This is a genomic window from Eisenbergiella tayi (assembly GCF_001881565.1).
Classification (GTDB): Bacteria; Bacillota; Clostridia; order Lachnospirales; family Lachnospiraceae; genus Eisenbergiella; species Eisenbergiella tayi.
On the sequence record NZ_MPDJ01000001.1, the window covers coordinates 1082587 to 1108728 of the forward strand.

The 26142-nt window shown below is 45.2% G+C and carries 22 protein-coding genes; 5 read left to right on the plus strand and 17 right to left on the minus strand.

What is annotated here, in order from left to right; all coding sequences use genetic code 11:
* Positions 1–35 precede the first annotated feature (35 nt).
* A complete protein-coding gene (locus BLA28_RS04445; RefSeq protein WP_069156140.1) occupies positions 36–860 on the minus strand; it encodes a GNAT family N-acetyltransferase in 825 nt (274 codons plus the stop codon).
* 141 nt (positions 861–1001) lie between these two features.
* On the opposite strand from BLA28_RS04445, the gene BLA28_RS04450 reads away from it, so the two are divergent.
* Complete coding sequence (locus BLA28_RS04450) at positions 1002–1523, plus strand: peptidylprolyl isomerase (protein ID WP_069156605.1); 522 nt, start codon at positions 1002–1004, stop codon at positions 1521–1523.
* A 232-nt stretch (positions 1524–1755) separates the two neighbouring features.
* The gene (locus BLA28_RS04455) at positions 1756–2844 is read left to right on the plus strand and encodes a GGDEF domain-containing protein (RefSeq protein WP_069156141.1); all 1089 of its coding nucleotides are present in this window, start codon (positions 1756–1758) and stop codon (positions 2842–2844) included.
* A 273-nt stretch (positions 2845–3117) separates the two neighbouring features.
* Here the strand turns inward: BLA28_RS04455 and BLA28_RS04460 are convergent, their stop codons facing one another.
* Entirely contained in the window at positions 3118–5508 is a 2391-nt protein-coding gene (locus BLA28_RS04460) for a PAS domain-containing hybrid sensor histidine kinase/response regulator (RefSeq protein ID WP_069156142.1), read from the minus strand.
* A 163-nt stretch (positions 5509–5671) separates the two neighbouring features.
* On the opposite strand from BLA28_RS04460, the gene BLA28_RS04465 reads away from it, so the two are divergent.
* Complete coding sequence (locus tag BLA28_RS04465; protein ID WP_069156143.1) at positions 5672–7135, plus strand: GntR family transcriptional regulator; 1464 nt, start codon at positions 5672–5674, stop codon at positions 7133–7135.
* A 49-nt stretch (positions 7136–7184) separates the two neighbouring features.
* Here BLA28_RS04465 and BLA28_RS04470 read toward each other — a convergent pair whose 3' ends face one another.
* Positions 7185–9233, minus strand: coding sequence for a TIM-barrel domain-containing protein (locus BLA28_RS04470; protein WP_069156144.1), 2049 nt, complete (start codon positions 9231–9233; stop codon positions 7185–7187).
* Positions 9234–9314: 81 nt separating this feature from the next.
* The gene (locus BLA28_RS04475; RefSeq protein WP_069156606.1) at positions 9315–10835 is read right to left on the minus strand and encodes a sialate O-acetylesterase; all 1521 of its coding nucleotides are present in this window, start codon (positions 10833–10835) and stop codon (positions 9315–9317) included.
* A 64-nt stretch (positions 10836–10899) separates the two neighbouring features.
* On the opposite strand from BLA28_RS04475, the gene BLA28_RS04480 reads away from it, so the two are divergent.
* Together BLA28_RS04480 and BLA28_RS04485 are read left to right on the plus strand one after the other, a co-directional pair.
* Positions 10900–12732, plus strand: coding sequence for a sensor histidine kinase (locus tag BLA28_RS04480; protein ID WP_069156145.1), 1833 nt, complete (start codon positions 10900–10902; stop codon positions 12730–12732).
* A complete protein-coding gene (locus BLA28_RS04485) occupies positions 12710–14167 on the plus strand; it encodes a response regulator (protein WP_069156146.1) in 1458 nt (485 codons plus the stop codon). Before BLA28_RS04480 ends, BLA28_RS04485 begins: the two co-directional genes overlap by 23 nt.
* Positions 14168–14243: 76 nt before the next feature.
* Here the strand turns inward: BLA28_RS04485 and BLA28_RS04490 are convergent, their stop codons facing one another.
* The 13 genes from BLA28_RS04490 to BLA28_RS04555 all read right to left on the minus strand — a co-directional run bounded on the left by BLA28_RS04490 (position 14244) and on the right by BLA28_RS04555 (position 26077).
* The gene (locus BLA28_RS04490) at positions 14244–15872 is read right to left on the minus strand and encodes an extracellular solute-binding protein (protein WP_069156147.1); all 1629 of its coding nucleotides are present in this window, start codon (positions 15870–15872) and stop codon (positions 14244–14246) included.
* 18 nt (positions 15873–15890) lie between these two features.
* Positions 15891–16799 (minus strand): carbohydrate ABC transporter permease, encoded by a 909-nt coding sequence (locus BLA28_RS04495; protein WP_207648273.1) that lies wholly within the window; start codon positions 16797–16799, stop codon positions 15891–15893.
* A 45-nt stretch (positions 16800–16844) separates the two neighbouring features.
* Entirely contained in the window at positions 16845–17714 is an 870-nt protein-coding gene (locus BLA28_RS04500) for an ABC transporter permease (RefSeq protein WP_242955412.1), read from the minus strand.
* Positions 17715–18004: 290 nt separating this feature from the next.
* Positions 18005–18868 (minus strand): class II fructose-1,6-bisphosphate aldolase, encoded by an 864-nt coding sequence (gene fba, locus BLA28_RS04505; protein ID WP_009251554.1) that lies wholly within the window; start codon positions 18866–18868, stop codon positions 18005–18007.
* Between the two features lie 97 nt (positions 18869–18965).
* Positions 18966–19871, minus strand: coding sequence for a diacylglycerol/lipid kinase family protein (locus BLA28_RS04510; RefSeq protein WP_069156149.1), 906 nt, complete (start codon positions 19869–19871; stop codon positions 18966–18968).
* A gap of 92 nt (positions 19872–19963) precedes the next feature.
* Positions 19964–20227: an HPr family phosphocarrier protein gene (locus BLA28_RS04515; RefSeq protein ID WP_009251556.1), complete on the minus strand. Its 264-nt coding sequence runs from the start codon at positions 20225–20227 to the stop codon at positions 19964–19966.
* Between the two features lie 37 nt (positions 20228–20264).
* Entirely contained in the window at positions 20265–21284 is a 1020-nt protein-coding gene (gene whiA / locus BLA28_RS04520) for a DNA-binding protein WhiA (RefSeq protein WP_044969508.1), read from the minus strand.
* Positions 21285–21319: 35 nt separating this feature from the next.
* Entirely contained in the window at positions 21320–22180 is an 861-nt protein-coding gene (gene rapZ / locus BLA28_RS04525) for an RNase adapter RapZ (RefSeq protein ID WP_009251558.1), read from the minus strand.
* A gap of 94 nt (positions 22181–22274) precedes the next feature.
* Positions 22275–23186: a UDP-N-acetylmuramate dehydrogenase gene (murB, locus tag BLA28_RS04530; RefSeq protein ID WP_176726804.1), complete on the minus strand. Its 912-nt coding sequence runs from the start codon at positions 23184–23186 to the stop codon at positions 22275–22277.
* Positions 23187–23300: 114 nt separating this feature from the next.
* A complete protein-coding gene (locus tag BLA28_RS04535; RefSeq protein ID WP_069156151.1) occupies positions 23301–24239 on the minus strand; it encodes an ROK family glucokinase in 939 nt (312 codons plus the stop codon).
* A gap of 3 nt (positions 24240–24242) precedes the next feature.
* Positions 24243–25190 (minus strand): HPr(Ser) kinase/phosphatase, encoded by a 948-nt coding sequence (gene hprK / locus BLA28_RS04540; RefSeq protein ID WP_009251561.1) that lies wholly within the window; start codon positions 25188–25190, stop codon positions 24243–24245.
* Positions 25191–25545: 355 nt separating this feature from the next.
* Positions 25546–25818, minus strand: coding sequence for a type II toxin-antitoxin system RelE/ParE family toxin (locus BLA28_RS04550; RefSeq protein WP_069156153.1), 273 nt, complete (start codon positions 25816–25818; stop codon positions 25546–25548).
* Positions 25811–26077: a type II toxin-antitoxin system RelB/DinJ family antitoxin gene (locus BLA28_RS04555; RefSeq protein ID WP_069156154.1), complete on the minus strand. Its 267-nt coding sequence runs from the start codon at positions 26075–26077 to the stop codon at positions 25811–25813. The genes BLA28_RS04550 and BLA28_RS04555 overlap by 8 nt, the downstream gene beginning before the upstream one ends.
* Positions 26078–26142: the final 65 nt, after the last annotated feature.

A 26142-nucleotide genomic window follows, 5' to 3' on the forward strand; every position in this document is an offset into this window, starting at 1 on the left:
CACACTTCCCCCACGTCAACAGCGGATAGCTGCGGTTAAGCCTCCCAGACAAACCGCAGACACTTCTTTCCCTTCCAGCAGATTTTTTCCGCCGGGGTTCCTCCCAGCCTCCTGCACACTTCCTCCGAGGCCCTGTTCCCTTCCGCCACCAGAGCCTGGACTCCGTCAAACTCCAGTTCCCGGAAACCATACTCCAGCAAAGCAGAACAGGCTTCCAGACAATACCCCTTCCTCTGATCCTCCTGTGCCATTATAAACCCAAGCTCCGGATAGGCAAAGCCTTCTCTCATATGAAAGCCTGCCCTTCCCACGCACCTTCCCCCCGATTTCTCCTCCAGCATCCAGATCCCGAACCCATAAAAAGCATAAACCTTTTCTATATAGTCCTTGATATAAGCCCTTTCCTCATCCCTATCCGCAGAAAGCCCATCCAGGAAATCCGCCGCATCCCTCTGGTCATAAATCCGGTATAAAGCCTCCAAATCCCCTTCTTCCATTTCCCTGACCACCAGCCTTTCCGTTTCCAGTATCACCCAGGGCTCCCCTCTGTGCCTCTGATACACCTTCCCCAGAAAGTCCCCGTCCAGCCCCTCCAGCGATTCCACCGCATAAGGAATATTCCCCCACTCCAGCTTCCTGTTTTCCTCTGTCAGGAACAGTAATATACAAGCCTCATCCCCCATTTTCTCCCGAACCGCGTCAGGCCTGTCCGTAATATAGACCACACCCTCCCCCTGTTCACCCTTTTCCCTCATACCGCTCTCCAGCTTCACCTGATACAAAGCCAGCCCTTCCCTCAGCTCCTCTATCTCCTCTGCCGCCGGTTCCCACCCCAGCTCCAGAACCACTTTCTCCAACATAATCGCCGTACTCCCTTTACGAATTTACTTATTTCGGCTACAATAAACCTGTCGGCTTATCCGTGACAATCCGCATCACCGTCCGTGAAAGCCCACATGATTATTGTAACCAAGATAACTGCAGAAAGGAAGATTTATTTTATGGCACAGAATCCTGTTGTAACAATCACTATGGAAAACGGAGATATCATAAAGGCTGAGCTTTATCCTGAAACCGCCCCTGTTTCCGTAAACAATTTTATCAGCTTGATCAACAAAAAATTTTATGACGGACTGATTTTCCACAGAGTCATCAAGGGTTTCATGATCCAGGGCGGAGATCCTGACGGAAACGGAACCGGAGGCCCCGGTTATTCCATCAAGGGTGAATTTTCGCAGAATGGCGTAAAAAATGATTTGCAGCATACCGAAGGCGTTCTTTCCATGGCGCGCTCCATGGCACCTAACTCCGCAGGAAGCCAGTTCTTTATCATGCATAAAAATGCCCCTCACCTGGACGGCTCCTATGCCGCCTTCGGCAAGGTAACGGAAGGCATGGAAAATGTAAATAAAATTGCTGAAGCAAAGACCGATTATTCCGATCGTCCCATGGAGGATCAGCGCATTAAGACTATGACCGTTGAAACCTTCGGTGTGGAATATCCCGAACCTGATAAAATGTGAGTGAATGCCCCGCAGCCTTGCGGGGTATTTTTCTTTTGCTTCGTACGAAATAATTTTTTCCTGCTTCTTCTCTTTTGTTGCGGTTTTGATGTTATGCGCCTGATAATCTGATACTATACAACAGGCTTTCCGGGAGCGCTGATCTCAGGAAAAGCCGGATAACAATCATACACCCTCAGAAAGGAACCCGGAAACCGCTTAAAAGCGGTTCTTTTTTCCGTACAGTGGATTTATGGGAAACAGAAAAAAAGAACAGGACAATTATACCCTGTATCAAAAACGTATCTATAACGAAAACCGGATACTTATTCATTACGCTTCCTTCCTTTCCGTCACGGTCAACACCCTGGCCTTTTTACTGAGCTTCTTCTCCGAAATCATGCGCAGTTCCCGTCTTATTTACGCCCTGGGCGCAATATTATCTGTGGTCTGCGTGCTGCTGTTCCGCTTTTTTGAGGAAAAACAGGCCGGGACTTCCGCCGGTTGGTTTTACGGCTTCTGGTCGGGCATCCTGTTGGAAACCGCTGTTCTGGGAACCCTGATGCATCCTCATGGAAATGCAGTCACCTTCTGTGTGACCCTGATTACCCTCGGCGCGCTTCTGCTTGACAGGCCCGGCAGGATTTTCATTCTTATGGCCTCCGCCTCCATACTCTGCTGTCTTTTTTCTTTTCTGTCCAAGGAGATTTCCCTGGCTCTGATGGATTTGATAAATATTACGATCAGCCTTATCATAGGCATCTTTGTAGCTTCGTACACAAGCGCTTCCCGAATCAACGATCTTCTGGCGAAGGGGCGGATCCTGAAGCAGCGGGATAAAGATCCTTTAACCAATCTCCGCAACCGAAAGGCCGCCCAGAAATACATTACCGATTATCTGGAAAGGAACAGCGATTTATGCGCCATGCTGATCATGGACATTGATCATTTTAAAACAGTGAACGATGTTTTCGGCCATATGTACGGCGATAAGATCATCCGTGAAACGGGGACAAAGCTGAATCAGATTTTCCGCAGCAGCGACTGTATCTGCCGCCTCGGCGGAGACGAATTCATGATTTTCATGACAAAGCTCCCCGATAAAGATATCGTTTTAAAAAAAGCGGCCCAACTGAACAAAAGCATTTTCACATGTCTGAACAAGGATCACCGCAAATATATGATATCGGCCAGTATTGGTATCTGCTTTACGGATTCCGTGAAAAGTACCTATTCACAGCTATATAAAAACGCTGACAGCGCCCTGTATTCCTCCAAGCAAAATGGCCGGAATCAGTACAGTGTTTACAGAAACGAGCTCAAAGATACCAGCATTTCATGAATTTTTGTTCCTTATTTAGGGTTCATATATTGTTCATATTAACTTTAAAAAAAATTAATCCGTCAAACATGGTTTAGACACTTCTATTCCCTATACTATAGTCATAAGATGAAGGAAACAAAAAGCACCATTGCTTCATCTTCTCCTCTCAAGCGTACAACAAAACTTTTTATAAATAGCTTTTTCATAATAAATGCCAGGTAATCAGTTACCTGGCATCCTCCCTTTTTACAGGGCTTTTTTTATGTATTTTTTTCTTTTTCCAGGGCAGTCTCAGGCAAGGAAGGAGTCTATAAGACGGTACAATTGCTGCACCTCTATGGGTTTGGCAATATGCGCGTTCATCCCCGCCTGCATGGCTACGGTAATATCCTCCGCAAACGCATCCGCCGTCATGGCGATGACAGGAATCCCGGACGCATCCCTTCTGGAAAGCCGGCGGATCTCCTTAGTGGCGCACAGACCGTCCATCACCGGCATCCGGATATCCATCAAAATCAGATCATAAAAACCTTCCATGGAATTTTCAAACGCTTCCAGCCCTGCTTTTCCGTCTCCGGCAATATCCACCGCCGCCCCGGTCTGCTGCAGAAGCTCTCTTGCGATTTCCCGGTTCAGCTCATTATCCTCCACCAGAAGGAAATGCCTGCCGGTAAAATCATAGGTCGGAAGTTCATTTTTCAACACATTCTCACCCAATACGTACTTTTGTATTCCGTAGCACAGCGTTGAAAGAAAAATAGGTTTCTGAAGAAAGCCGGCCACTCCTACCGTCTGCGCCGCCTCTTCTATTTCACTCCAGTCATAGGCGGACATTATCAAAACAGGAATTTCGCTTCCCACCTCTTCCCGGATACACCGGGCCGTCTGCAAACCATCCATCACCGGCATTTTCCAGTCCAGGATAACGGCATCGTAATTTTCTCCCTTTTCATGGGCTTCCTTCACCCTGGCTACCGCATCCGCACCGCTTTCCGTGCATTCCGCAGTGACGCCGAATTCCTTCAGGGCCTGTTCCATATATTCCAGAATGTCTTCCCCGTCATCCACCACAAGTATCCTGAGATCCGGGAAATAAGGATATATGGGAGGCATATCATCAATCTGCATGGGAATCGTCACAGAAAAAGTAGAACCAGCGCCGTTTTTGCTCGTCACACGGATAGTCCCTCCGAGCAGCTCCACCAGCCTTTTGGTAATAGCCATTCCCAGCCCGCTTCCTTCCGTCTTATCCACACGGCTGTCCTGCTCCCGGGAAAAGGGCTCAAAAATATGCTCCATGAACTCCTCGCTCATGCCTATACCGGTATCTGTTATCACCATATCCAGAAAAACGGAAAGCTCGTCCTCCCCTTTTCTCTCTTCGATATCCATACTCACTTCTCCTCCGGCAGGAGTGAATTTGGATGCATTGGACAAAAGATTTATCAGTATCTGCCGCAGACGCAGCGCATCGGAGCAGTATCTTTCATGCCTGAGATTATGAAGCTTCACCGAAAACTTCTGATTCCTGGCCTTGATATTAGGCTGTGTGATGGTAACCACATTAGTTATCAGCTCCGGAAGGGACAAGGGAATCCGGCTGATAGAAATATTTCCGTTTTCTATTTTGCTCATGTCCAGGACATCATTGATCAGCCCCAGCAGGTGCCGCCCCGACAGGGCTATTTTTTTAAGACAGTCCTGTATTTTATCCGGCTCATTCAAATGCAGACTTGCAATGTCCGTCATCCCTACAATCGCATTCATAGGCGTCCGTATGTCATGGGACATGTGGGAGAGGAAATCCGACTTGGCCTGGTTCGCCCGCTCCGCCAGATGAAGCGCCGTCTTCAGCTCCTGCGCCTGCTTTTCCAGCTTCTCCTGCATCAGGCGCAGCTCTGTCTCATTTGTAATATCAATAAACAGGAGCAGATAAACCGGGGCCTCTCCCAAGGTATCCACACAGGCGGCATTGACCTGAAGCCATGCTTCCTTTCCCGCCCGGCTTGTCACACGCACCACAAAATGCACCGGTTTTCCTTCGGCAAACTCCTCTTTATGCGCATACATCACTTCTTCGTTCTGTTTGAGGTTCTTCAAAAATAAAGGATTTTCTTCCCCGCTATTCCCGGTATTTTCGCCAAAAAAATCATAAAACCTGGTATTGGCGCTTAAAAGCGTCATTTCCATGTTCTGCCCGATCCGGCATTTAGCCACAAACCCCGGAAGGTTATCATAGGTTACCGACTGCTCCCTCTGCTGCATGACCAGATCCGTCACATCCGTCATTGCCGTGTAAGATACCTGATACCCGTCTATATAATCATCCACAAAAGTGGCGGACATCTGTACAAGAATATACTCCCCGTCCTTCCTCCGTATCCGCCCTATGATGCTATATCCTGATTTGCCTTCACTGAGAGCCTTTGTCACCGCCTCTCCCAGCACGTTCCAGTCATCTTCATCATGAATACCCAGTTCATCGTTGCTGTAATAGCTGTCACAATGATTATGATATATTGCCTCATATTCTTCCTTGGTATATCCGATTAATTCATAATAAAAATCATTCGCCCACACCAAAGAAAAATGTTCGTTCAGCAAATGCTTGCTCACGCTCACATGCAGCATATTCATGAGCGTTGTATATTCATAATCTCTTTCCCGGTTTTCTGTATCCATCTTATCTCCCCTGCACTTACTGAAGAACTCTCCGCGTAATCTTTCTCGTTTTAGCTATAGGTTTATTCTATTCCTTCTTCAATGAATTGGCAAGTCTTCTGCATCCTTTTCATTTATGTTATACTTAGTTTGATATAGTACACTGACGTAAGGAGATGCCGCCATGAAGGCCGAAACTCATTTATATGAAATGGTATATCAATCCATGCTCACGCAGTTATACAACGGGACACTGCGGTGCGGTCATTCTCTCCCCTCCCAGCAGGAGCTCTGCCGACAGTATAATATCGGCATCACGACGATTCGGAAAGTCATGCGCATGCTGGAGGAAAACGGATTTATCCGTACTGCTTCCGGCAAACGGGCTGTCGTCTGCTTTAATGATAAGGACCAGGCCTATATTTCCACGCTGCTCAGGAGACGTGAAAGCATATCGGACGTATGCCGGGGACTGGAAATTCTCATGCCCTCCATCTATGTGGCGGGCGCCCATCTTTACACGGCGTATGATAAGCTGGAGGATTCCCTTCCCGCTGTCAGCAGGGAAACGGATTCCTATAAACCCTATATACAGATCAATCAGTTTTTAACTGAATTTCTTATACCCCTGAATAATCCGGTTATTCTGGATCTCCGTTCGGATATGGAGCATTACGCCTGGATTCCCTATCTGTCGGTTTCCGACATGGCATATCCCTACACCCTTACCGAAGGCTATGCCTGTTCTTTTTTACTCCATGTCCTGTCCCTTGCCAGACAAAAGCAGGACAGGGCATTGAGCGATTGCCTGCAGCAGATATACCGGGGGATGGGGAAGCATGCCGCCAATTATCTTGATATGCTGAAGGAAAAATATCCCGAAGTCCCTGAAAAAGACTCCTATCATTGGTTTTCCGGGAAATCGCGCATTCCCTTATACACAGTAGTGGCCCGTGATTTATTCAAGCGGACGGAAATGGGCGAATTCGACAGCCGTATCTATCTGCCCTCCGTGCCACAGCTGATGCAGGAATACGGTATTTCCAAGTCCACGGCATCCAACGCCATCGCCCTGCTCAGCGATATCGGTTTTGTCAGAATTCTGGACAAAAAAGGAATCGTACGCCGGAAGGGGGAACCCCTGCCTCCTGTACGGCTGGATGAGAAAAAAATAATCGATCATATAATTATGTTTCTGGATATTCTTCAGATACTTGCCATCTGTTCCAACCGCCTTTCTTCTGCTGCCTTTTCTTCCCTGAGCCCTTCCGGGAAAAAAGAGACGGCCATGCTTTGGAGCGGATATCCGGAACCCGGCTCCACTGCATTAATCGTCCAGATTCTGCTCCATTTTCTGAAAAAACAGATACCGTATCCATGCCTTCAGAATATTCTTGACCAGTTTGACGACATTCTGATCTGGGGCCACTATATGGACAGAGTAAAAACGCAGACTGCTGAATCAAAAGCATTCACGCGGGAAATGCAGTGCCTTTTTTCCAAACTTCCGGATGCTCTCCTGCAGAATGACGAAGCAGTCTTTACCCGCATATTTTCTTCCATATTTATCATGCTTTACCAGGATTCCCGTGAACAGCTCCTTCATGGAATGCCCTGTACGGAAAGGTTTCCTGCGGCTTTACTTTGAAGCCCTCTCATACAAACAAAAACGGAGCCACAGGCTCCGTTTTTGCTTCCTACAGCAGTGCGAACGTCTTTCCGTCCGTTCCCGTACTGCTCACTCCGCCATTTTTATTCACATATACCCTGGTATAATTTCCGGGATTTTCATAATCTTTTCCATAACCGTCATCATCATACAGCTCATAGGAAGCGCTTTCTTCCACAAATCCAAGCAGCCCAAGATGATCAAAATCCACCTGCTCCACATACTGGCCTCCGCGGGACACAGGTACCAGATGATCCGGACGGATAAAGAAAACCACCTCATCCAGCGCTATTTCCACATAATGATGGCCTTTTTCCAATATCTCTTCTTTTCTGTCTTCAGGCCCTCTGAAACGCACCAGCTTCATACGCTCCGGCAGATACACATAACGCCCCCTGGCATTCTGCTCGTATACCGGCGCAATCATTATACTTTCCCCTGCCATCAGCTGGTCTTCCACCCGGCGTGCAGACCGATCCGAAGGATATACAAAGGAGAGCGGACGGAACATCATCTCATCATGCAGGGCCGCCTTCATGTATTCACTGTAAATATAGGGCAGAAGGGCATAACGCAGCTCAATGATTCTGCGGAAGCTCTCTGTCTGTGTAAAACGGTAAACCTCCTGACGCCTGGTCCCCCATGCCGAATGATTTCTCATAAGAGGTGTGAAAATCCCCAATTCCAGCCAGCGCATCAGCAGTTCTTCGGTCACATCCGCTCCGAAGCCTCCCAAATCCGCTCCGGTATACAGGAAACCGCACATATTTAAAGAGGGCATCATGTGCAGATTCAGAAGGATATGCGACCACCAGGAAAGGTTATCCCCTGTCCATATCCCGCCATAACGGTGCATACCAATATAGGAGGAACGGGAAAACATGAGGATCCTTTTATCCGGCTCCAGTTCCTCAAAGGCCTCTCCCGCCGCACGGGTCATATTATAACCATAAAGATTATGTACCTTATCGTGCCTCACCCTTCCGTCCTTATGCTCATGATAAAAAAGCTTGTAATCCTCTTCATTATTGCTAAGCCCATCCACCAGCTGATGCAGGGAGGCTGAGGCCTCATTGTCCAGATTGATTCCCTTGAAATCCTCCAGCTTCTCAAATACTTCCTTCAGATGCTTCTCCGAATAGAAAATGGCGGGCTCGTTCATGTCATTCCAGAAGCCCTCAATCCCCTGATCCAGTAGGATCTTATACTTTCCGCCAAACCATTTTCTCGTGTCTTCCCTGAGCATGTCCGGGAAATGGACACGGCCGGGCCAGACTCCTGCCACGAATTCCTCTCCGTTCTCCTCCTTGCAGAAATAGCCGTTCTTTACCCCTTCCTCATACACATCATAGCCTTCTTCTATTTTCACCCCGGCATCGATGATCGGAACCAGATGAATCCCCTGATCCTTCATTTCACGGGCAAAACCAGCCAGATCCGGGAACGTCTCTTCATTGACGGTAAAATCCTTGTACTTCACCATATAATCAATGTCCAGATAAATGCTGTCCAGCGGGATACCTGCCTCCCTGTGCTTTTTTACCACCTCCCGGATCTCATCTTCATTCATATAGCTCCATCTGCTCTGCCCATATCCGAATGCCCATTTCGGCGGGATGTAGCTTCTCCCCACCAGGCCGCGGAACTGTTTTACAATCATCTCCGGATTTTCCCCTTCCATGATATAGACAGCTATATTTCCTTCTTCCGCCTCCACAGTCATCACATTCCGATCCGTATAGCCGATGTCAAACACAAGCTTCCCCGGATAGTCAAAAAACACACCGAAGCATTCCTTCCCATCCACCAGCAGAAAATTATGGGCTCCGTACAGGGAACGCTTATCTTCTCTGTGGTTAGGATCATCGCTGCATTTACTCTCATATATCCAGCCTCTTTTATTGATTCCTCTCACGTTTTCCCCAAGGCCATATACAATATCCTCTTCTTCCATGGTATAGGAGAATTTTCTTCCTTCCTCCTGTGTAAAATAAGGCAGCTCACCCGCCCATTCCTCAAAGACACCGGTTACCGCCTCGGTATCAAAAGGCGTTCCATAAGTAATTTTCCGTATCATTTTCCGCATCCTTTCCGGTATATTTTCTTTTCTTTTACTATAGACGCCTGAGACGGTGAATGTCAATTTATCCTGTAGAAATTAATCATTTTTTGATGTCCGAAAGGGAGCCGCAGGTATCCCATTCATTCCAAATACAACAGGTACTGAAAAGTTATGCCAGCAGTATCTCACATACATCGGCATCTTTATTTCATCCGACCAAACCAGCAACTTACCTCCTTTTACTTCTGCATTTGCTTTTCTGAAAATTTTATCTTCGCCTGCTATTTCGAAGGGTGCAGCTTCTTCTCCATATTCCCGAAGCTGTATACCCCGTCCGGTATAATCAAATTCCACTTCCATTTTATCTTCACAGGGGTAACTGGTCCTGTAAACCGGCCCGAAGGCTTCTTCTTTATCAATAACCCCATATATTTCACAGAGCGCCTGCAAAGCCAGTCTCCTGCCTACTTCCCGCTTGTCTGCCGGATGTATCTCGTTCTTATCTCCGCAGTCCAATATCACCGCTATCCCTGTATTTTTGATGGTATGGAAAACCTGCATCTGCGCCTCACGGATTATACACCAGCTTCTGTCATCCTCCCTGAGCGGATTCTGATATCCGGGGAGCTGAACCAATAAAAACGGCATATTCTCTTCCTCCCAGTCTGTCCTCCACTGTTCGATCAGCCTGCCTAAAAGTCTGCCATACATCCCAGCCCTTGCTTCATCGGCTTCTCCCTGATAGTAGAGAAATCCTTTCATTGTATAAGGCATAACCCGTTCCAGCATACAATGATACAGCCCTGAAGGTCGGAATGGATGAACACAGTTTACAGGTCCTGGCCATCGGCTGTCTCCGCAGTCTCTTTCCACCTCCTGCCAGGTAAGTTCAGGAAATTTTCTCCAGTATTCCATGGCTTTCCTGTTCCATTGCTCGAAATATGTTTCATATTCCTCATACTCTCTGAGCTGCTGCTCCTGTGATACCCCTTCAACAGTTTCTTCATATTCTTCCCAATAAATACGCAGAACAGAATCCTCCTGAAGTACATTTTCCGGTACCCATGCAGCCGCGGAAGTTCCTCCCCAGCTGCATCCGATAATTCCAACCGTAACCCCTAACTCCCTGCTGATACGCTGGGCAAAATAAAATGCCACAGCCGACCACTTCCCGGCCTTCTCTTCGGAGAACAGTTCCCAGGCTGAAGCTGCTTCCTCTTCACAAAAATTATCATTTTTCCAGCTTAACCTGGGCACCTGATAGTACCGTACATCCGGCTCCTCCCCTGCCAAAGCCTCTTTGCCGCCCACACTCCGTGATAACTCGTACTCCATGTTGGACTGGCCGCCCGCAAGCCATACTTCCCCGACACACACATCCGTAAAAATATGGTATCTGGTTCCGCATACCGCTACCAATTCTCCCCGGACTCCCGCTTTCATAGGTGACAGAATTACCTGCCAGCGTTCTTCTTTAATCCTGGTTTCCATTAACTGTCCTGCAAATTCTACTGTTACTTTTTCCCCCTCCGGGCCCTCCCCAAACACACAAACTTTTTTATCTCTCTGCAAAACCATATGGCTGGAAAAAACAGCAGCCAACCGAAATTCCTTCATTTCCATCCCCTCCTTTATCATTTTCACCGTATGCTTTATCCTTTTTCTATGCTAAAATACACATATGAAAAAAATTAATTCTTATTTCCTAAATGAATTTCATAAGGGTAAATCCAGTATTATTATAAAGTTCCTGCGTCAGTTTCTTCTTACCATTATAATACCTACCATTTCACTATGGATTATATATCTGGCTGTACTGAACATATACTTTATCAATAACACACTTTCCATTCAACAGACATATTTGGAAAATTCCCTTTCACAGCTGAACCTCTCTTTTTCCAATGCGGATAATGTTTTTTCATCTCTGGAAAGCATACCTGAAATCATTTACTATCTTGATGTTTATTCTAACAAAAGAGAAATGCTTTACTCTCTTAAAAAATCCATCCGGGTTCAGTGTGAGGATCTGCGGAATGGAAATGCATCTATCAATTCCATAAAGATCTACAGCAGCAAACCGGGATTGCTTTATGCGGAACCATTTTTTCCTCTGGATGACATACCTTTGGATGATAATGAAAAACAAAAGCTCATGGATTCTGTACCCACCAAGATATTATGGCATATTACTCCCGTTGATAATGTGAATGGGATTGCTAAAAACGTTCCTGATATTTATGCTTATCAAAAAATGTACGCCTATAATTATGATCATGTTATCGGATATCTGGAGCTGAAGCTTAATCCTGAAATCCTCACCGAGTATTTTAATCAGTTTGAAAATAATTCCTCTTTTCATGGTGGTTTATTTACTGTATACAAAGATGGATATCCCATATACAGCAGTACAGAAGATACTCTTCTTTCCGTTGATAAAGATATTTCATCTATGCCCGAAAATACAGCAGCATCTTCTATTCTGAAAAACACATACACAAATACGGTCACAATTCCCCAAACCAATCTTAGACTGTGTATTACCGGAAAGCTGAGTGATTTATCAGGACAGCCCAATAATCTGCTCACCTTACTGTTGAGTCTGATTATCTGCCTGCTCCTAATCCTGCTCATACGTTTCTTTATGAATATAGCCGATTTATCCAGACAGATTTTGGATTTTTCCACTTATATCCGTACTTCCAGCCCGGATGACCTTACCCTTTACCAGGAAGAACCGGATAAATACAAACAGGAGTATAAGGAACTTCATCATTTGATAAATTCTTATAACAATTTAATTCGTGAAAACTCTACTCTTATGTCCAAAGTGCAGAAAATGGAGCTTTTGAGCCAGGATGCCCGATATCAGGCTCTGCAGGCGCAGATTCATCCGCACTTCATTTATGGCACACTGGAAAACATACGTATGCTCGCCCTGCAGAATCATGACAGGGATGTGGCGGATATGATATTTTCCCTTTCCGCACTAATCAGACAGTCCCTGTCTATTTCTTCCAAAGCTGTTACTATGGCAGATGAAATAGAAATCGCGAGGCATTATTTAAAAATACAAAAATATCGTTTCGGAGAGCGCCTGAACTACACCTTCAAAACCGATGAAACCCTGAACGAAATCCGTATTCCTTCCTTTATCCTGCAGCCTATCCTGGAAAATTCCATTATCTATGGGGTATCCGATACCTTCGATAATTGTGAACTCGATGTCTCCATCTATGAAGACAGCGTGAATATCTATATACGGATATCCAATACCGGCAAAACAATTTCGCCGGAAAGACTGACTGAGATCAATGAACTCTTATTCGGTCAAAGGGAACTGTCAGCGTTCAAAGGAAACCATAATGGCTTCGCCCTATATAACATTAAGGAGCGGCTGCGCATCTTTTATCACGGACATACCTCTATCCATATGGAGCTGGATGAGCATTTTACCCGAACTCTCATTATTATTGAAAGGAGCAGTGCAAATGTTTCAGATTCTGATTGTTGACGATGAACGTATTATTCTGAATGGCTGCAGCTTTATGATTAAGGAGTTACTTGATTTATCCTTTCCCGTAGAAGTATCCCTTGCCAATAATGTTCCTGAAGCCATGTCTTTCCTGGAAAAGAATACGCCCGATCTTATTCTTACAGATATAAGAATGCCTGTTATGGATGGATTTGAACTGATTGAGTATATCCGCAGTCAGGGGCTTTCCAGCCAGATTGTCATCTTAACCAGCCATGCGGATTTCGAATATGCCAGAAGAGCTCTCCGCTATAATGTATCTGATTTTATCCTGAAGCCTATTGATGAGGAATCCCTGAAAAAAGTTATTCTACATTCCTATGAAGTCAGGAAAAAAGAACTGGATGAGGCCAGAGAATCCTATTATCTGAAAACTCTCACGATGTTGCTGTATGATGTTTCCGCATCTGACCTGCTCCTGACGGATGATATTCTGGAGGAATTATTCCCCTATACCTACTTTACAGTGATAACTGCCTCTCTGGAAGCCCCACAGGCGGACACTCTGCAGGTGGAAGTTCTCTTAAAACTATATTATAAACAATGCCGTTGTTTTTATTTACATGAAAGACAACAGCTAATCTGTATCTGCAACCATGATACCTTTTTTGTGAAACCGTCAAATCTGCAGGATAAACTTTATCAGATCCTGGGGTGTCAGTTTCTTCTTGGAATCAGCATAAGTTCTAATTCCATCCATAAAATTCATCATCTGTATACCAATTCCTGTCAGCGTATATTCTATAAAAAAGCGTTTGGCTCCAATGAAGGCCTTACCGGAACCGCTTGCTTTTCTTATCAGGATTGTATCCAGATATTCACCAAAAACGATACTGAGTCCATGCGTTATGCCCTTCTGAATTACATGCATAAGCTCCGTTTGGTAGATGAGCCTTCAGACTCCTATCTGGAACAGATCTACATCAGTTTTTTTCAGAACATTATTCTTTATCTGGAAAATATGGGGATTTCTGAGGATTTTTCACATCTTACCGCACCTCCCTGTTCAATCGGAAGTGAGGCTGGGCTGGCTGAACAGATTATTCTTCAGATACTGCAGCTAAAATCCCGGATCAAGGAAAATTATTCTGATAATGGCAATGAAATGCTGACCAATCAGCTGCTGGCGTTTATCAAAGAGCATTACCGTGAGGACATATCTCTGGATGATTTATCCGACGCAGTAGGTCTTCATCCCAATTATGTCTGTACCTATTTTAAAAAAGCAACAGGCCAGTCATATCTGACCTGTCTCCATAAAGAACGGATCCTGGCTGCTAAAAAGATGCTTAAGGAAACGGACTATTCCATTGAGGAAATAGCCCGCCAGGTCGGTTACAACAGTTCCACACAGTTCGGCAGGATTTTCAGAAAATATGAATCTCTTTCCCCTTCGGATTACAGGAATCAGTAACTAATATTAGCCGGTGAAAAAGGAACGGCTATGGAACCTATTCCATAGCCTGTGTCCTTTTTAGGTCATCTGATAACTAAAAATTAAATTTTGTCTTGATATCTGCCGTTTCTTCCGTCATATACTTGTTAAGCTCCTGCACACCAATCTGATCCAGAAGTCTCATATAATCTTTATAGGAAGCCTCAAATTCCTCATCCGTCTCCGCAGTATAAATCTTTACAAGCTCCGCCTCTCTCGCCTCTTTAATCTTGGCGCGTATGATTCCCATGTCGGAAGTGGAAACAGGAAGCGCAATGGAAAGCTCTGGATAGTTTACCACTTTATCCAAATTTTTGGAAAAATCTGCTATCACCTCTGGATCCGCACCTGAATAGTAAGTATAAGCTTCATCCAGTTCGGTAGTGCACATAAAATAATTATTATTAAATTTACTGGTCATAAGATCCTGATCCTTAGAAGTCTCCAGCCATTCATCGGAAAACTGGGGTGTTCCTTTTTCATCCAGAACATAATCGATACCTTCGCGTCCCCACAATGCAAGATGCTGTCCCTCCGTACTGTTCATATAGGCAATCATCTTAATTGCCGCTTCCGGATCCTTACACTTTTTGGAGATAAATACTCCCGCCCAGCCTGCATTGGTTCTTACTATTGTTTTAGCGTCATCCGGAATCGGCATGGAAGCCCATTCAGCGCCTTCCACATTCGCCTGTGTGGAAGTATTCAGCTGTGCCAGCTGCGTAGGCCTGCTATTCCATTCATATACAAAACATTTTCCATTCAATGCCTGCTGTTTTCCATCGTCTTGATTGATAATAGCCAGATTCTCTTCAGAGAAGAGTCCTTCTCTATACATCTCATTAACATATTTCAGATAATCATAAAATTCAGCAGTTGTATCTGTATATGCAACGGATGTATGACTCTCATCGGTATATATAAATTCACTTGCAGCTCCTGTCCAACTCTGAAAAGGTGTAAGCCTCCATGAGGGGCTGCCTGCATTTACCGGCATCATCTCGGGATATTTTTCTCTTACCATTTTACAAACATTTATCAGATCTTCCATGGTATCCATAGCCGGTTCTCCCAACTCTCTCCAGATGTCTTTCCTATAATATACACAGGCTATGGAAGGTACTACGCCCTCGGCATTCTCCCATTCCTCATTTGTATTGTAATTCTGGATAATAGTATAATAGTGCTCATCCTCTGGATTGGCATTATGGCTTCTTGCGATTCCTATCCTATCCTGGGACGGCTGCCAGTCAACACCGTATGTTTCAATTAATTCGTCATAACTCCAGCAGAGATTGCTGTCACAAAGTCTGTCAATTTCATCTGAGGTGAAAATAACATCTGGCAAATCTCCAGATGCAATCATTAAGCCAAGCTGGCTGTCATCGGCTGAACGGGTAACATCAAAAGTTACCCCTCCGTTTGCTGTTAATGTTTCAGGTATAATACCCGTCCAGGTATCCGTAGGAAACCATGTAAAATCAATATACAGATCCAATTTAACAGCATCATTTGCAGTTTTGGAAACTGCAGTGCTGTCTGCATCGTTTTCTTCACTCGCTACATCCGAGCTTTCTTCCTGGACTGCTGATACGCCTTCCGTAGAGTCAGTCATCTGACATCCTGTAAGAAGGGTTCCTATACAGGTAACACAAAGTAACAGTGAAAATAACTTCTTTTTCATTTCTTTCCCTCCTGTTTTCTATTCTTTTACCGCACCTACCATCATTCCCGTAACAAAATATTTTTGAAGGAATGGATAGATGAAAATAATCGGGACCACAGATATCACCATTGCTGCCATCTGAACGGACAGACTTGTCGTTCCTGTACTCTGATGCGCCGCCGCATTCAAATCTGCAGCATTCGTCTGGAACTGATTGATAATTTCCATCATCAGATAAGGCAGTGTCCGGAGCGTCTTCGTCTTTACAAAAAATGTAGAATCATACCAGTTATTCCAGTGAGCCACTCCGATAAATAAAGCCAGTGTAGCCATAAATGGCTTGGAAATAGGCATAATTATTTTTGCAAAAATCCGCAGTTCGCTTGCTCCATCTATTTTAGCCGATTCTCTGAGTGAATCGGGTATCCCTTCAAAAAATGTCCTACCAATTGTAATATAAAACAGATTAAGCATTCCCGGTACAATATAAACCCAAAAGGTATCAATAAGATGCAGTCCTCTCAGTAATGTATAATAAGGAATAATCCCTCCCGAGAAATACATACATATAATAATAAATGTCATATAAGCTTTTCTGCCGATCAAATCCTTAAAGGAAATCCCATATGCCACCAATGTGGTAAAAAGTACTCCCAAAAAAGTCCCTATTACGGTTCTTGCCACAGTTACCCCTAAACCTCTCACCCATTTCCAGTCAGTAAAAAACTTGCTGTAATTAGTTAAGGTAAATTTTCTGGGCAGCCAATAGATCCCTCCAAGACTGGCATCCAATCCTTCATTAAAGGACAGCATAAAGACATAATAAAAAGGATACACAGTAATAAAGAGTATAACAACAGCCAATGTATAAATGATAATATCGAGAATCCAGTCCTCTTTGCTTTTTCTCATCTTTTTCCTGGTAATTGCAGTTGCTTTTTCCATATAATCTCCTATCTGCACCAATTATGTGTAGTTTTATTTAACTCATTAAAATAATCCGGAACCGGCCAGCTTCTTGGAAACAAAGTTACTGGAAAAAATAAGAATCAAGGAAATAACCGATTGGATTAATCCTACCGCGGTTGCATATGCGTAACGCCCCTGTGCCAAACCAACATCAAAAACATAAGTCTGTATAATAGAAGAAGTATCTGAGTTCACATTGTTTCCCAGAAGATAGCACTGTTCAAAATTAGAACCGCTTAAGCCCCCTCCGAATAAATTTCCCATAGTCATAATTAATACAACTACGATTGTACTTTTAATACAGGGAAGAGTTATATAAATAATTCTCTGCATTCTTGTTGCCCCGTCAATTTGTGCCGCTTCATAATAATCCTGGCTGATTCCTACAATGGCAGCTAAAAAAATGATTGTCCACCAGCCCATCTCTTTCCAAATATCCAGTGACACCGCCAGTCCCCAGAACAATTTAGCATCCGTCAGGAACTTAATAGGTTTTTCTATTAAGTGGAACTTAGTAAGTAATACATTAATAATTCCTGATTGCGATAAAAATTGATAAGATATACTGGATATAATTACCCATGAAATAAAATGCGGCAGATAACTGCAGGTCTGAAGGATTTTTTTGAATTTAAGATGCTTTATTTCATTAATCATCAAAGCAAAAATGATGGGAAGGGGAAACGTGAAGATCAGTTTTAATACACTAAGCGCCACTGTATTGCGAACCAGTTTCCCAAATTTATAGTCCGTAACAAATTCTTTAAAATACTTAAGTCCTACCCAGCTGCTTGTAAAAATTCCTTTCACGCCGCTGCTTATGGAATAATCTTTAAATCCCATAATAATTCCAAACATAGGGATCAAATTAAAAATTATCAAATATACCATTCCCGCCAATACAAAAACCTGCAGTGCGCCCTGTTTTCTGAAACGCTGCCAGAATGTTTTTTTAGCTGCTCCCATTTCGCTACCTCCGCTCCCTGTTTATTTTACCTGCTCAATATAACATTAACCTCCATCTTCTACAATCAACAATTTCTCGCCCTTTAAACAAATTTACAGATAAACTGTCAACACATATTAAGCTTAAAAATTGTAGATCAAAAAAGAGCGCCAGCCTCTCAGCCAACGCTCTCATTTTATTCACTATTTCAAATCTATTCCGACAAAGCTTATTCTCAAGCCTTACCAACAGAACCAAACATTTCCATTTTTTCCTTAACGGTATCTTTGATAGCCTGTGCGCCGGGAGCCAGAAGCTTACGAGGGTCAAATCCCTTGCCTTCCAGATCCTTGCCAGCTTCAATATACTTTCTGGTAGCTGCTGCAAAGGAAAGCTGGCATTCGGTGTTAACATTGATCTTGGAAACGCCAAGAGAGATGGCTTTCTTGATCATGTCTTCCGGAATACCTGTGCCGCCGTGAAGAACCAGAGGCATGTCCCCTGTCAGCTGCTGGATAGCATCCAGAGTTTCAAAGGAAAGTCCCTTCCAGTTTGCAGGATATTTGCCGTGGATATTGCCGATGCCTGCTGCCAGGAAATCAACGCCAAGATCAGCAACCATCTTGCATTCGTTAGGATCTGCACATTCGCCCATTCCGATAACGCCGTCTTCTTCTCCGCCGATGGATCCAACTTCAGCTTCAATGGAGATTCCTTTTTCATGAGCTGCTGCAACCAGTTCTTTGGTCTTTGCAACGTTTTCTTCGATTGCATAATGAGAACCATCGAACATGATGGAAGAAAATCCTGCTTCGATGCACTTGTAGCATGCTTCATAGCTGCCATGGTCAAGGTGAAGAGCTACCGGAACAGTGATGTTCATTTCTTCCAGCATTCCGTTTACCATGCCAACAACGGTCTTATATCCGCACATGTATTTGCCAGCACCTTCGGAAACTCCCAGGATTACAGGAGAATTCAGTTCCTGTGCTGTCTGCAGAACGGCTTTGGTCCATTCCAGGTTGTTAATGTTGAACTGGCCTACTGCATAGTGGCCGGCTTTTGCTTTGTCGAGCATTTCTTTAGCTGATACTAACATTTTATTTACCTCCGTTAAATTGTAAAATAAATTCCCTTTACTGGTGTTATTATAACCCATCTTCTTAAAAAAAGAAAGTTAAACTTTTCACGCAATCCTACTCTTCCAGAGTCCAGGGCACCCGTATTTCCAGCGCCTGTTTCCGATTCTGCATATCCACGACATAATGCTTTCCGCCGAACTCACCGTCCAGGGTCCAGGGCACCTCTTCTTCGGACTCAATATGAAGGGAGGCCGTCTTAAAGCAGTACATCTGATCCGTGTCTATATTTCGGTTAACCAGATCCGTAAGTATCTGGTTCAGCTCAATGGCGTTGGCGGGACGCTTAATCAGCGTCACTTCGAACTCGCCGTCATCCAGCTCCACATATTTGCCGGTAATTCTTTTGAAGCCCCCGACAGACATGGAATTGGTGATCATTCCGAAAATGAAGTCCCCTTCGATCTCCAGATTCTCCGCGGTGAATTTCATCTGGTAGGATTTGATGGAGGGAAGGCGCTTCATGCCCTCCAGTATATATGCCATGTGCCCCAGCACGTTTTTGTATTCCTGTTTTGTTTCATAGGAAACATCGGTGAAAAGCCCGAAAGCCGCAATATAAACAAAGGTATCGTCATTAAAGGCGCCGATGTCACAGGCAAACAGCCTGCCGTCCACCACGGTTTCCGCAGCTGCCTTCATATTTTTAGGGATTCCCAGGCTGTTGGCAAAATCATTGGTGCTTCCTGCCGGTATGTAACCCACAGGCACCAGCTTGTTGCTCTGCATAATGCCGGTTACCACTTCATCCAGCGTTCCGTCCCCGCCGCTGCAGACCAGGAGGTCGTACTTTTTAGACTTCTCCGCCGCCATTCTGACGGCATCTCCCGCATACTGCGTAGGATAAACGGTGACCTCATTTCCGGCCTTTACAAAGATATCAATAATATCACTGAGATTGTTTTTAATCTGTCCCTTGCCAGCCTTGGGATTATAAATAAACAGCATTTTTTTCTTCGCCATCTTCACATTTCTCCTTATATGGCCCCCTCGGAACTTCAAAAAAGGAGCATACGCATGCTCCTTTTCTCTTTATTTGAAAGTCTTTATTCCATTCAGTTGCTCTTGCCGCTGCAAAGATACTTTGCAATATCCTCTACCGCAACTTCCTCGTCGGGGCCGTCTGCAATAACGGTCACCAGCTCGCCGCTGTCAAGGCCAAGACTCATCATTCCCATAATACTTTTTGCATTTACCTTTTTACCTTCTGATTCCAGATAAACAGTGCTGTCATGCTGGCTGGCCACCTGAACAAGCATAGCAACCGGTCTTGCTTCCAGTCCGCCGCTTAACTGAATTTTGACTGCTTTCATTTTCATAAATTACTCCTCCTTTTACTGCTTTCCTTCCACTTCTTTAACTATTTATCCCCTGCTGCGACCTGACATTATCGGCTAATTCACTCAACTTGCGAAGCCTGTGGTTCACTCCTGACTTACCTACGGGGGGATCCAGATATTCGCCTAACTCACGAAGAGGGGCATCAGGATAAGCGAGTCTTATCTCCGCCATTTCCTTCAGGCCGTCCGGAAGATTCTCAAATCCGTACTTTTCCTGAAGAAGCAGGATATCCTCTGCCTGTCTCGTTGACGCATTCACGGTCTTACCGATGTTGGCCGTTTCACAATTTACTCTTCTGTTAACAGAATTACGCATTTCTTTTACAATTCTGTAGTTTTCGAAGTTCATCAGGGATTTATGGGCCTCGACAATATTAAGGAAATCAGATATCCCCGTACCATCCTTCATATAGACAACCTGGTACTTTTTCCTCTGTACAATTCTGGCTTCCACTTCGAAGGAAAGTAAAATTGTCTGGATCTGTTCTGCCTGAAAAAGGTTTGTGCATACAATTTCAAGGTGATAGCTTTTTCCCGGGTCACTCATAGAACCCGATGACAGAAATGCGCCTCTTAAAAAAGCTCTCTGACAGCATGAATTTTTAATGAGAATAGCGCTCACAGGAGCTCTCATATCCCGGAGCATTCCCTCATTATCCATAAACTTTGTGGCCTGGAGCACCTGCTTTATCTGAACCGGATCCGTCAGTTCTATATCATAAGCCCTGATCCTTGCACTGTTTACACCCGGTCTGCCGCTCTTTCCCACGCGTTTTTCATTCACGCTAGTATTTATATTAAATGTTTTCTGCAATAATGTAAAGCATTTTCTGATAACAGCTTCATTTTCTGCCTGAATCAGAAGCATTTCACAAAATGCAGAGGATTTCTTTTCTTCATCCTGATTATAAGTTTCATCTGCCGCCCGGTAACTTCCGCAAAAATGCAGAATCGAGGCCAGCTCCGCTATCTGGCAGTGCCTTGCCGCCGCCACCTGCTTCTGCAGTTCTTCCTTTACTTCTCCTGAAAAAGACATATCCAGCCCTCCCGGCACAGGCCAGCCTCCGGAATTTATTTTACATCCCTGTGGCTGATGGTTAGCCCATAATTTCCTTTATCCTTCATGCGTTTGTACAGTTCATTCGCCAGCGTTACACTTCGGTGCTTGCCGCCTGTACAGCCTATTGCCACTACCAGCTGGTATTTTCCTTCTTTAATATAATTGGGAATCAGGAAACGGAGCATATCCTCCAGCTTGTCCATAAACTGGCCTGCCTCCGGAAAGCCCATCACATATTCCTGTACCCCTTTATCATTCCCCGTCATATACTTCAGTTCATCAATATAAAAGGGATTGGGTAAAAACCTGACGTCAAACACCAAATCCGCATCCGCCGGAATCCCATGTTTGAAACCAAAAGACATAATGCTTATGATGAGATTATTATATTCACCATTCTTTACAAAAATTCTGTCTATTTCTTCCTTTAATTCCCGGGTGAGAAGCTTGGAGGTATCAATAATATAATCCGCCTTCTTTTTCATCTCCGTCAGGATTTCCCGTTCCTTGGAGATGCCGTGCTCAACCCGGCTGTCCTCCGGTGTGCACAGCGGATGCACCCTCCGGCTTTCCTTATAGCGTTTTACCAGTGTGGAATCCGAAGCATCCATAAAAAGGACTTCAAATATAAAGCCGTTCTGCCGCATCCTGTCCAGTATTTTCATGGCGTCCCCAAAGGACTGATCCGCCCTCACATCCAGCCCCAGCGCCGCTTTGGATATTTCATTTCCCGGCATCACGAGCAGCTCCATGAATTTTTCAATCAAAGGCACAGGAAGATTATCCACACAGAAAAATCCCACATCCTCCAGCATCCTCATGGCCGTGCTCTTCCCGCCGCCGCTCATCCCGGTTACAATAACGAATCTCACTGTTCTTCCTCCCCTGTACCCTGTCCGGCTAAAAGAAAGCAAAAGCCCCGCAGGAGGCTTTCGTTTCTTTTTCCGCATAAATGCATGTATACTTTTAAAAATCTCCCAGTAAAATTACTTCCGGCTCCAGCGTGACGCCGAATTTCTCCTTTACAGTTTCACTCACTTCCTGTATCAGTTCGGCAATATCCGCAGCCGTGGCAGTGCCGTCGTTAATCACAAAGCCACAGTGCTTCTCAGAGATCTGTGCCCCGCCTATCCTGGCTCCCCTAAGCCCGCTGTCCATAATAAGCTTTCCTGCAAAATACCCCTCCGGCCGTTTAAAGGTACTGCCTGCACTGGCAAATTCCAGCGGCTGTTTTTCCTTTCTTCTGGCAGCAAGCTCATTCATCCTGGCGAGAATTTCTTCCCTGTTTCCCGGCTGAAGGCGCAGGCTTACCTGAAGGACCACATAGGGCCTGTTCTTGATCACGCTGTTGCGGTATCCGAACTCCATGGTTTCATTATCCAGATCCAAGATGCTTCCGTCCTTATACATGACCTGCACGGATTCCACGATCTGCCGCATTTCCCCGTCATAGGCCCCGGCGTTCATCTTGACGCCTCCCCCTATGCTTCCCGGAATCCCTGATGCGAATTCCATCCCGGTCAATCCGTTTTCCATGGCCGCCCTGGCCGCCGCCGAAAGGAGAACAGACGCACCTGCCGTCAGCAGGGTGCCTTCCGTTTTCAGAATGTTGAATTCCCCGCCCAGACGGATAATGACTCCCCTGTAGCCTTTATCCCCTACCAGAAGATTGCTTCCGTTTCCCAGAATAAAATAGGGCCTTTCCACAAGATTCAGGTATTTGATAATCTTTTCCAGCTGTTCCTTATTCTCGACGGTTACGAATACCTCTGCAGGGCCGCCCACGCGAAAGGTGGTATGCTTATGCATCGGTTCCTCCAGAAGGATATTTTCCGCCGCCACAATACTCTCCAAAAAATCTATAAAAGCTTTACTCACTGCTGCTCCCATTCCTCATAAACATGTAACTGTTCAGTCCCTGCGCAGTAAATGCGCAGACCTGACTGAATAGTTATATAAACTTATCAATATATTATGCCGATACCGGTATTTTTAGTCCAGCACCATCTTGGCAGCCCCATAAATACCGGCATCATTTCCCAATGTTGCCAAAGCAAACAGCGCACCGCGGCTTCCCGCAAATACATACGGTATGTAATTCTTCTGGATGAAATCCAGCAGAATCGGACCCGCTTTGGATACACCGCCGCCGATAACAAAAATTTCCGGGTTCACCACTCCGGCAATATTTGCCAGCTCTTTACCCAGGATTTCACCGAAACGCTCTGCCACTTCAATTGCCAGCTCGTCCCCTTCTTTTACCGCATCAAAAACTGCTTTTGCGGAAATATTCGGGTTGTTTCTCAGCACGCTGGGCTTATCGTCCTCCTCCAGCCTGCGCTTCGCCAGCCTTACAATACCGGTGGCAGAGGTATACTGCTCCAGGCAGCCGTAATTGCCGCAGTTGCATCTTTCACTCTCTCCGTCCATCACATGGATATGGCCGATCTCGCCTGCTGCCCCGGTAGTGCCTGACAGGATCTTGCCGTCTGCAATGATTCCGCCGCCCACACCGGTTCCCAAAGTAACGGCCACCAGATTCTTATGTCCCTGTCCGCCGCCCTTCCACATTTCTCCGAGGGCCGCCACATTGGCGTCATTTCCGGCTTCCACGGGAATATTCAGAAGGCTCTGCAGGCGGTTCTTTATGCTGAAGGTTCCCCAGCCTAAATTCACCGCATTGTAAACCGTTCCTTCCCCGTCAATAGGCCCGGGAGCGCCGATGCCGACACCGACAACATCTTCTCTGGCAATTTCTCTTTCCTTCATTTTATCCAGAATGCTGTCCGCCACATCAGGAAGAATTGCCTCCCCGCTGTTTTCTGTCCTTGTATGGATTTCCCATTTTTCCAGAAGGGTTCCTTCCGTATCAAAACAGCCCAGCTTTACCGTGGTGCCTCCCACGTCTACCCCGAAACAATATTTTGCCATGATTTAATCGTCCTCCTCATCTTCTTCTCTTCTGCGTGCCAGGGAATTCTGCACACGGGTGTACAATTCCTGAGCCGCGTTATAACCCATCTTCTTCTGGCGGTGGTTGACTGCCGCAGATTCGCAGATAATCGCCAGATTACGTCCCGGACGGATGGGAATGTTGTGGCAGACTACCTTGTTGCCCAGGTAATCCGTATATTCCTCTTCCAGTCCCAGCCTGTCATATTCTTTATCTTTATTCCAGTCTTCCAGACGGATGACCAGATCAATGGACTGCGTATCCTTAACGCTGGATACACCGAACAGGGTTTTCACATCAATGATACCGATACCGCGCAGTTCGATGAAATGCTTGGTAATGTCCGGAGCATTTCCTATGAGGGTATCGTCACTCACCTTGCGGATTTCCACCACGTCATCAGACACGAGACGGTGCCCTCTCTTGATCAGCTCCAGAGCCGCCTCCGATTTGCCGATTCCGCTTTCACCGGTAATCAGCACGCCTTCGCCGTATACATCCACCAATACACCATGCACGGAAATACAGGGGGCAAGCATAACGTTCAGCCAGCGGATTATTTCAGCCATAAAAGCGGAGGTCGCTTTTTTAGTCATAAGAATAGGCACGTTCTTTTCTTTCGCGATTTGAAGGAAAAGGGGATCCGGATGAAGCTCTCTGGAAAATACAATACAGGGAATAGGATAGGACAGCAGCTGATTATAAATTTTCTGCTTTCTTTCCTCCGTCATGGATTCCATATACGTGTATTCCACGAAGCCGATAATCTGAAGGCGTGTGGCCTCATAATGCTCAAAATATCCCGCCATCTGCAGCGCAGGCCTGTTGATGTCCGGCTGGGTGATTTTAATCCCCTTTACATCAATTTCCGGCGTCAGATTTTCCAGCTTCATCTTTTCGATGATCTGCGTTAGATTCACATGTGACATACCTTGTCCTCCAATTTCCTTTATTCTCGCGAAGGCAGCGGGCCGGTTCTTTTACCTGGCCCCGGATTCTCTGCCATACGTATACCTTTGCTTATTTTACCACAGAACCATGAAAAAAAGAATAGATTTCAGCGGTGCAGATTTACTTCTTTTACTATAATTGTTCATCCGCAGCCATAATATTCAGAAAAGGCCGGTAATCCTTTGCATTTCTTTTTGTTTGATTTCCGGCAATACATGGGAATATAAACCCGCAGTCATCTGCAGGGCAAGATACCCCTGAATCACCCGGAGCGTTTTAAATATAGGTATGCTGACAAAAGACGCCCCGAACCTTGGGGGCTTCAGGGCGTGTTTAAAATAAGTCACTATGGCTTCCGGTCCGGGTTAATGTCAATGTCAATATTTCCTGCTCAATCTTATAGATCAAGAGCCAATCAGGCGTGATGTGGCATTCCCTGTGCCCTTCGTAGTTACCCGACAGATTATGATCCCTGAATTTGGGCAGCAACATCTGTCCGCTGCATAACATTTCCAGGACATCCTGCAGGAGCTGGGGATTATAGCCGCGTTTGATAACCGTCTTATAATCCTTCTTAAACTTAGCGGAATATCTTACTTCAAGCATTTAAGTCCTCCATAAGATCTGTTACACTGTGGAATGGCTTGCTGAGGTTACGCCCGTGATTTACATCATCAATCGCAGCAAGGGTTTCAGTGTTGGGGACATCAAGGGCAACTTCAAATGGTATTTTTTGCTGGCGCACCATGGTTTTCGCAAAAATGTTAATAGCTGTAGTCATGTTTAATCCGAGTTCACTGCAAAGCCAGTCGAATTGCTGTTTCAAATTCTCGTCCATACGGATATTAATATTTGTCTGAGCCATTTATAACACTCCTTTCGATTTTCTATATCTAGCTTAGCATAATTTATTGACACAGTCAATTTATT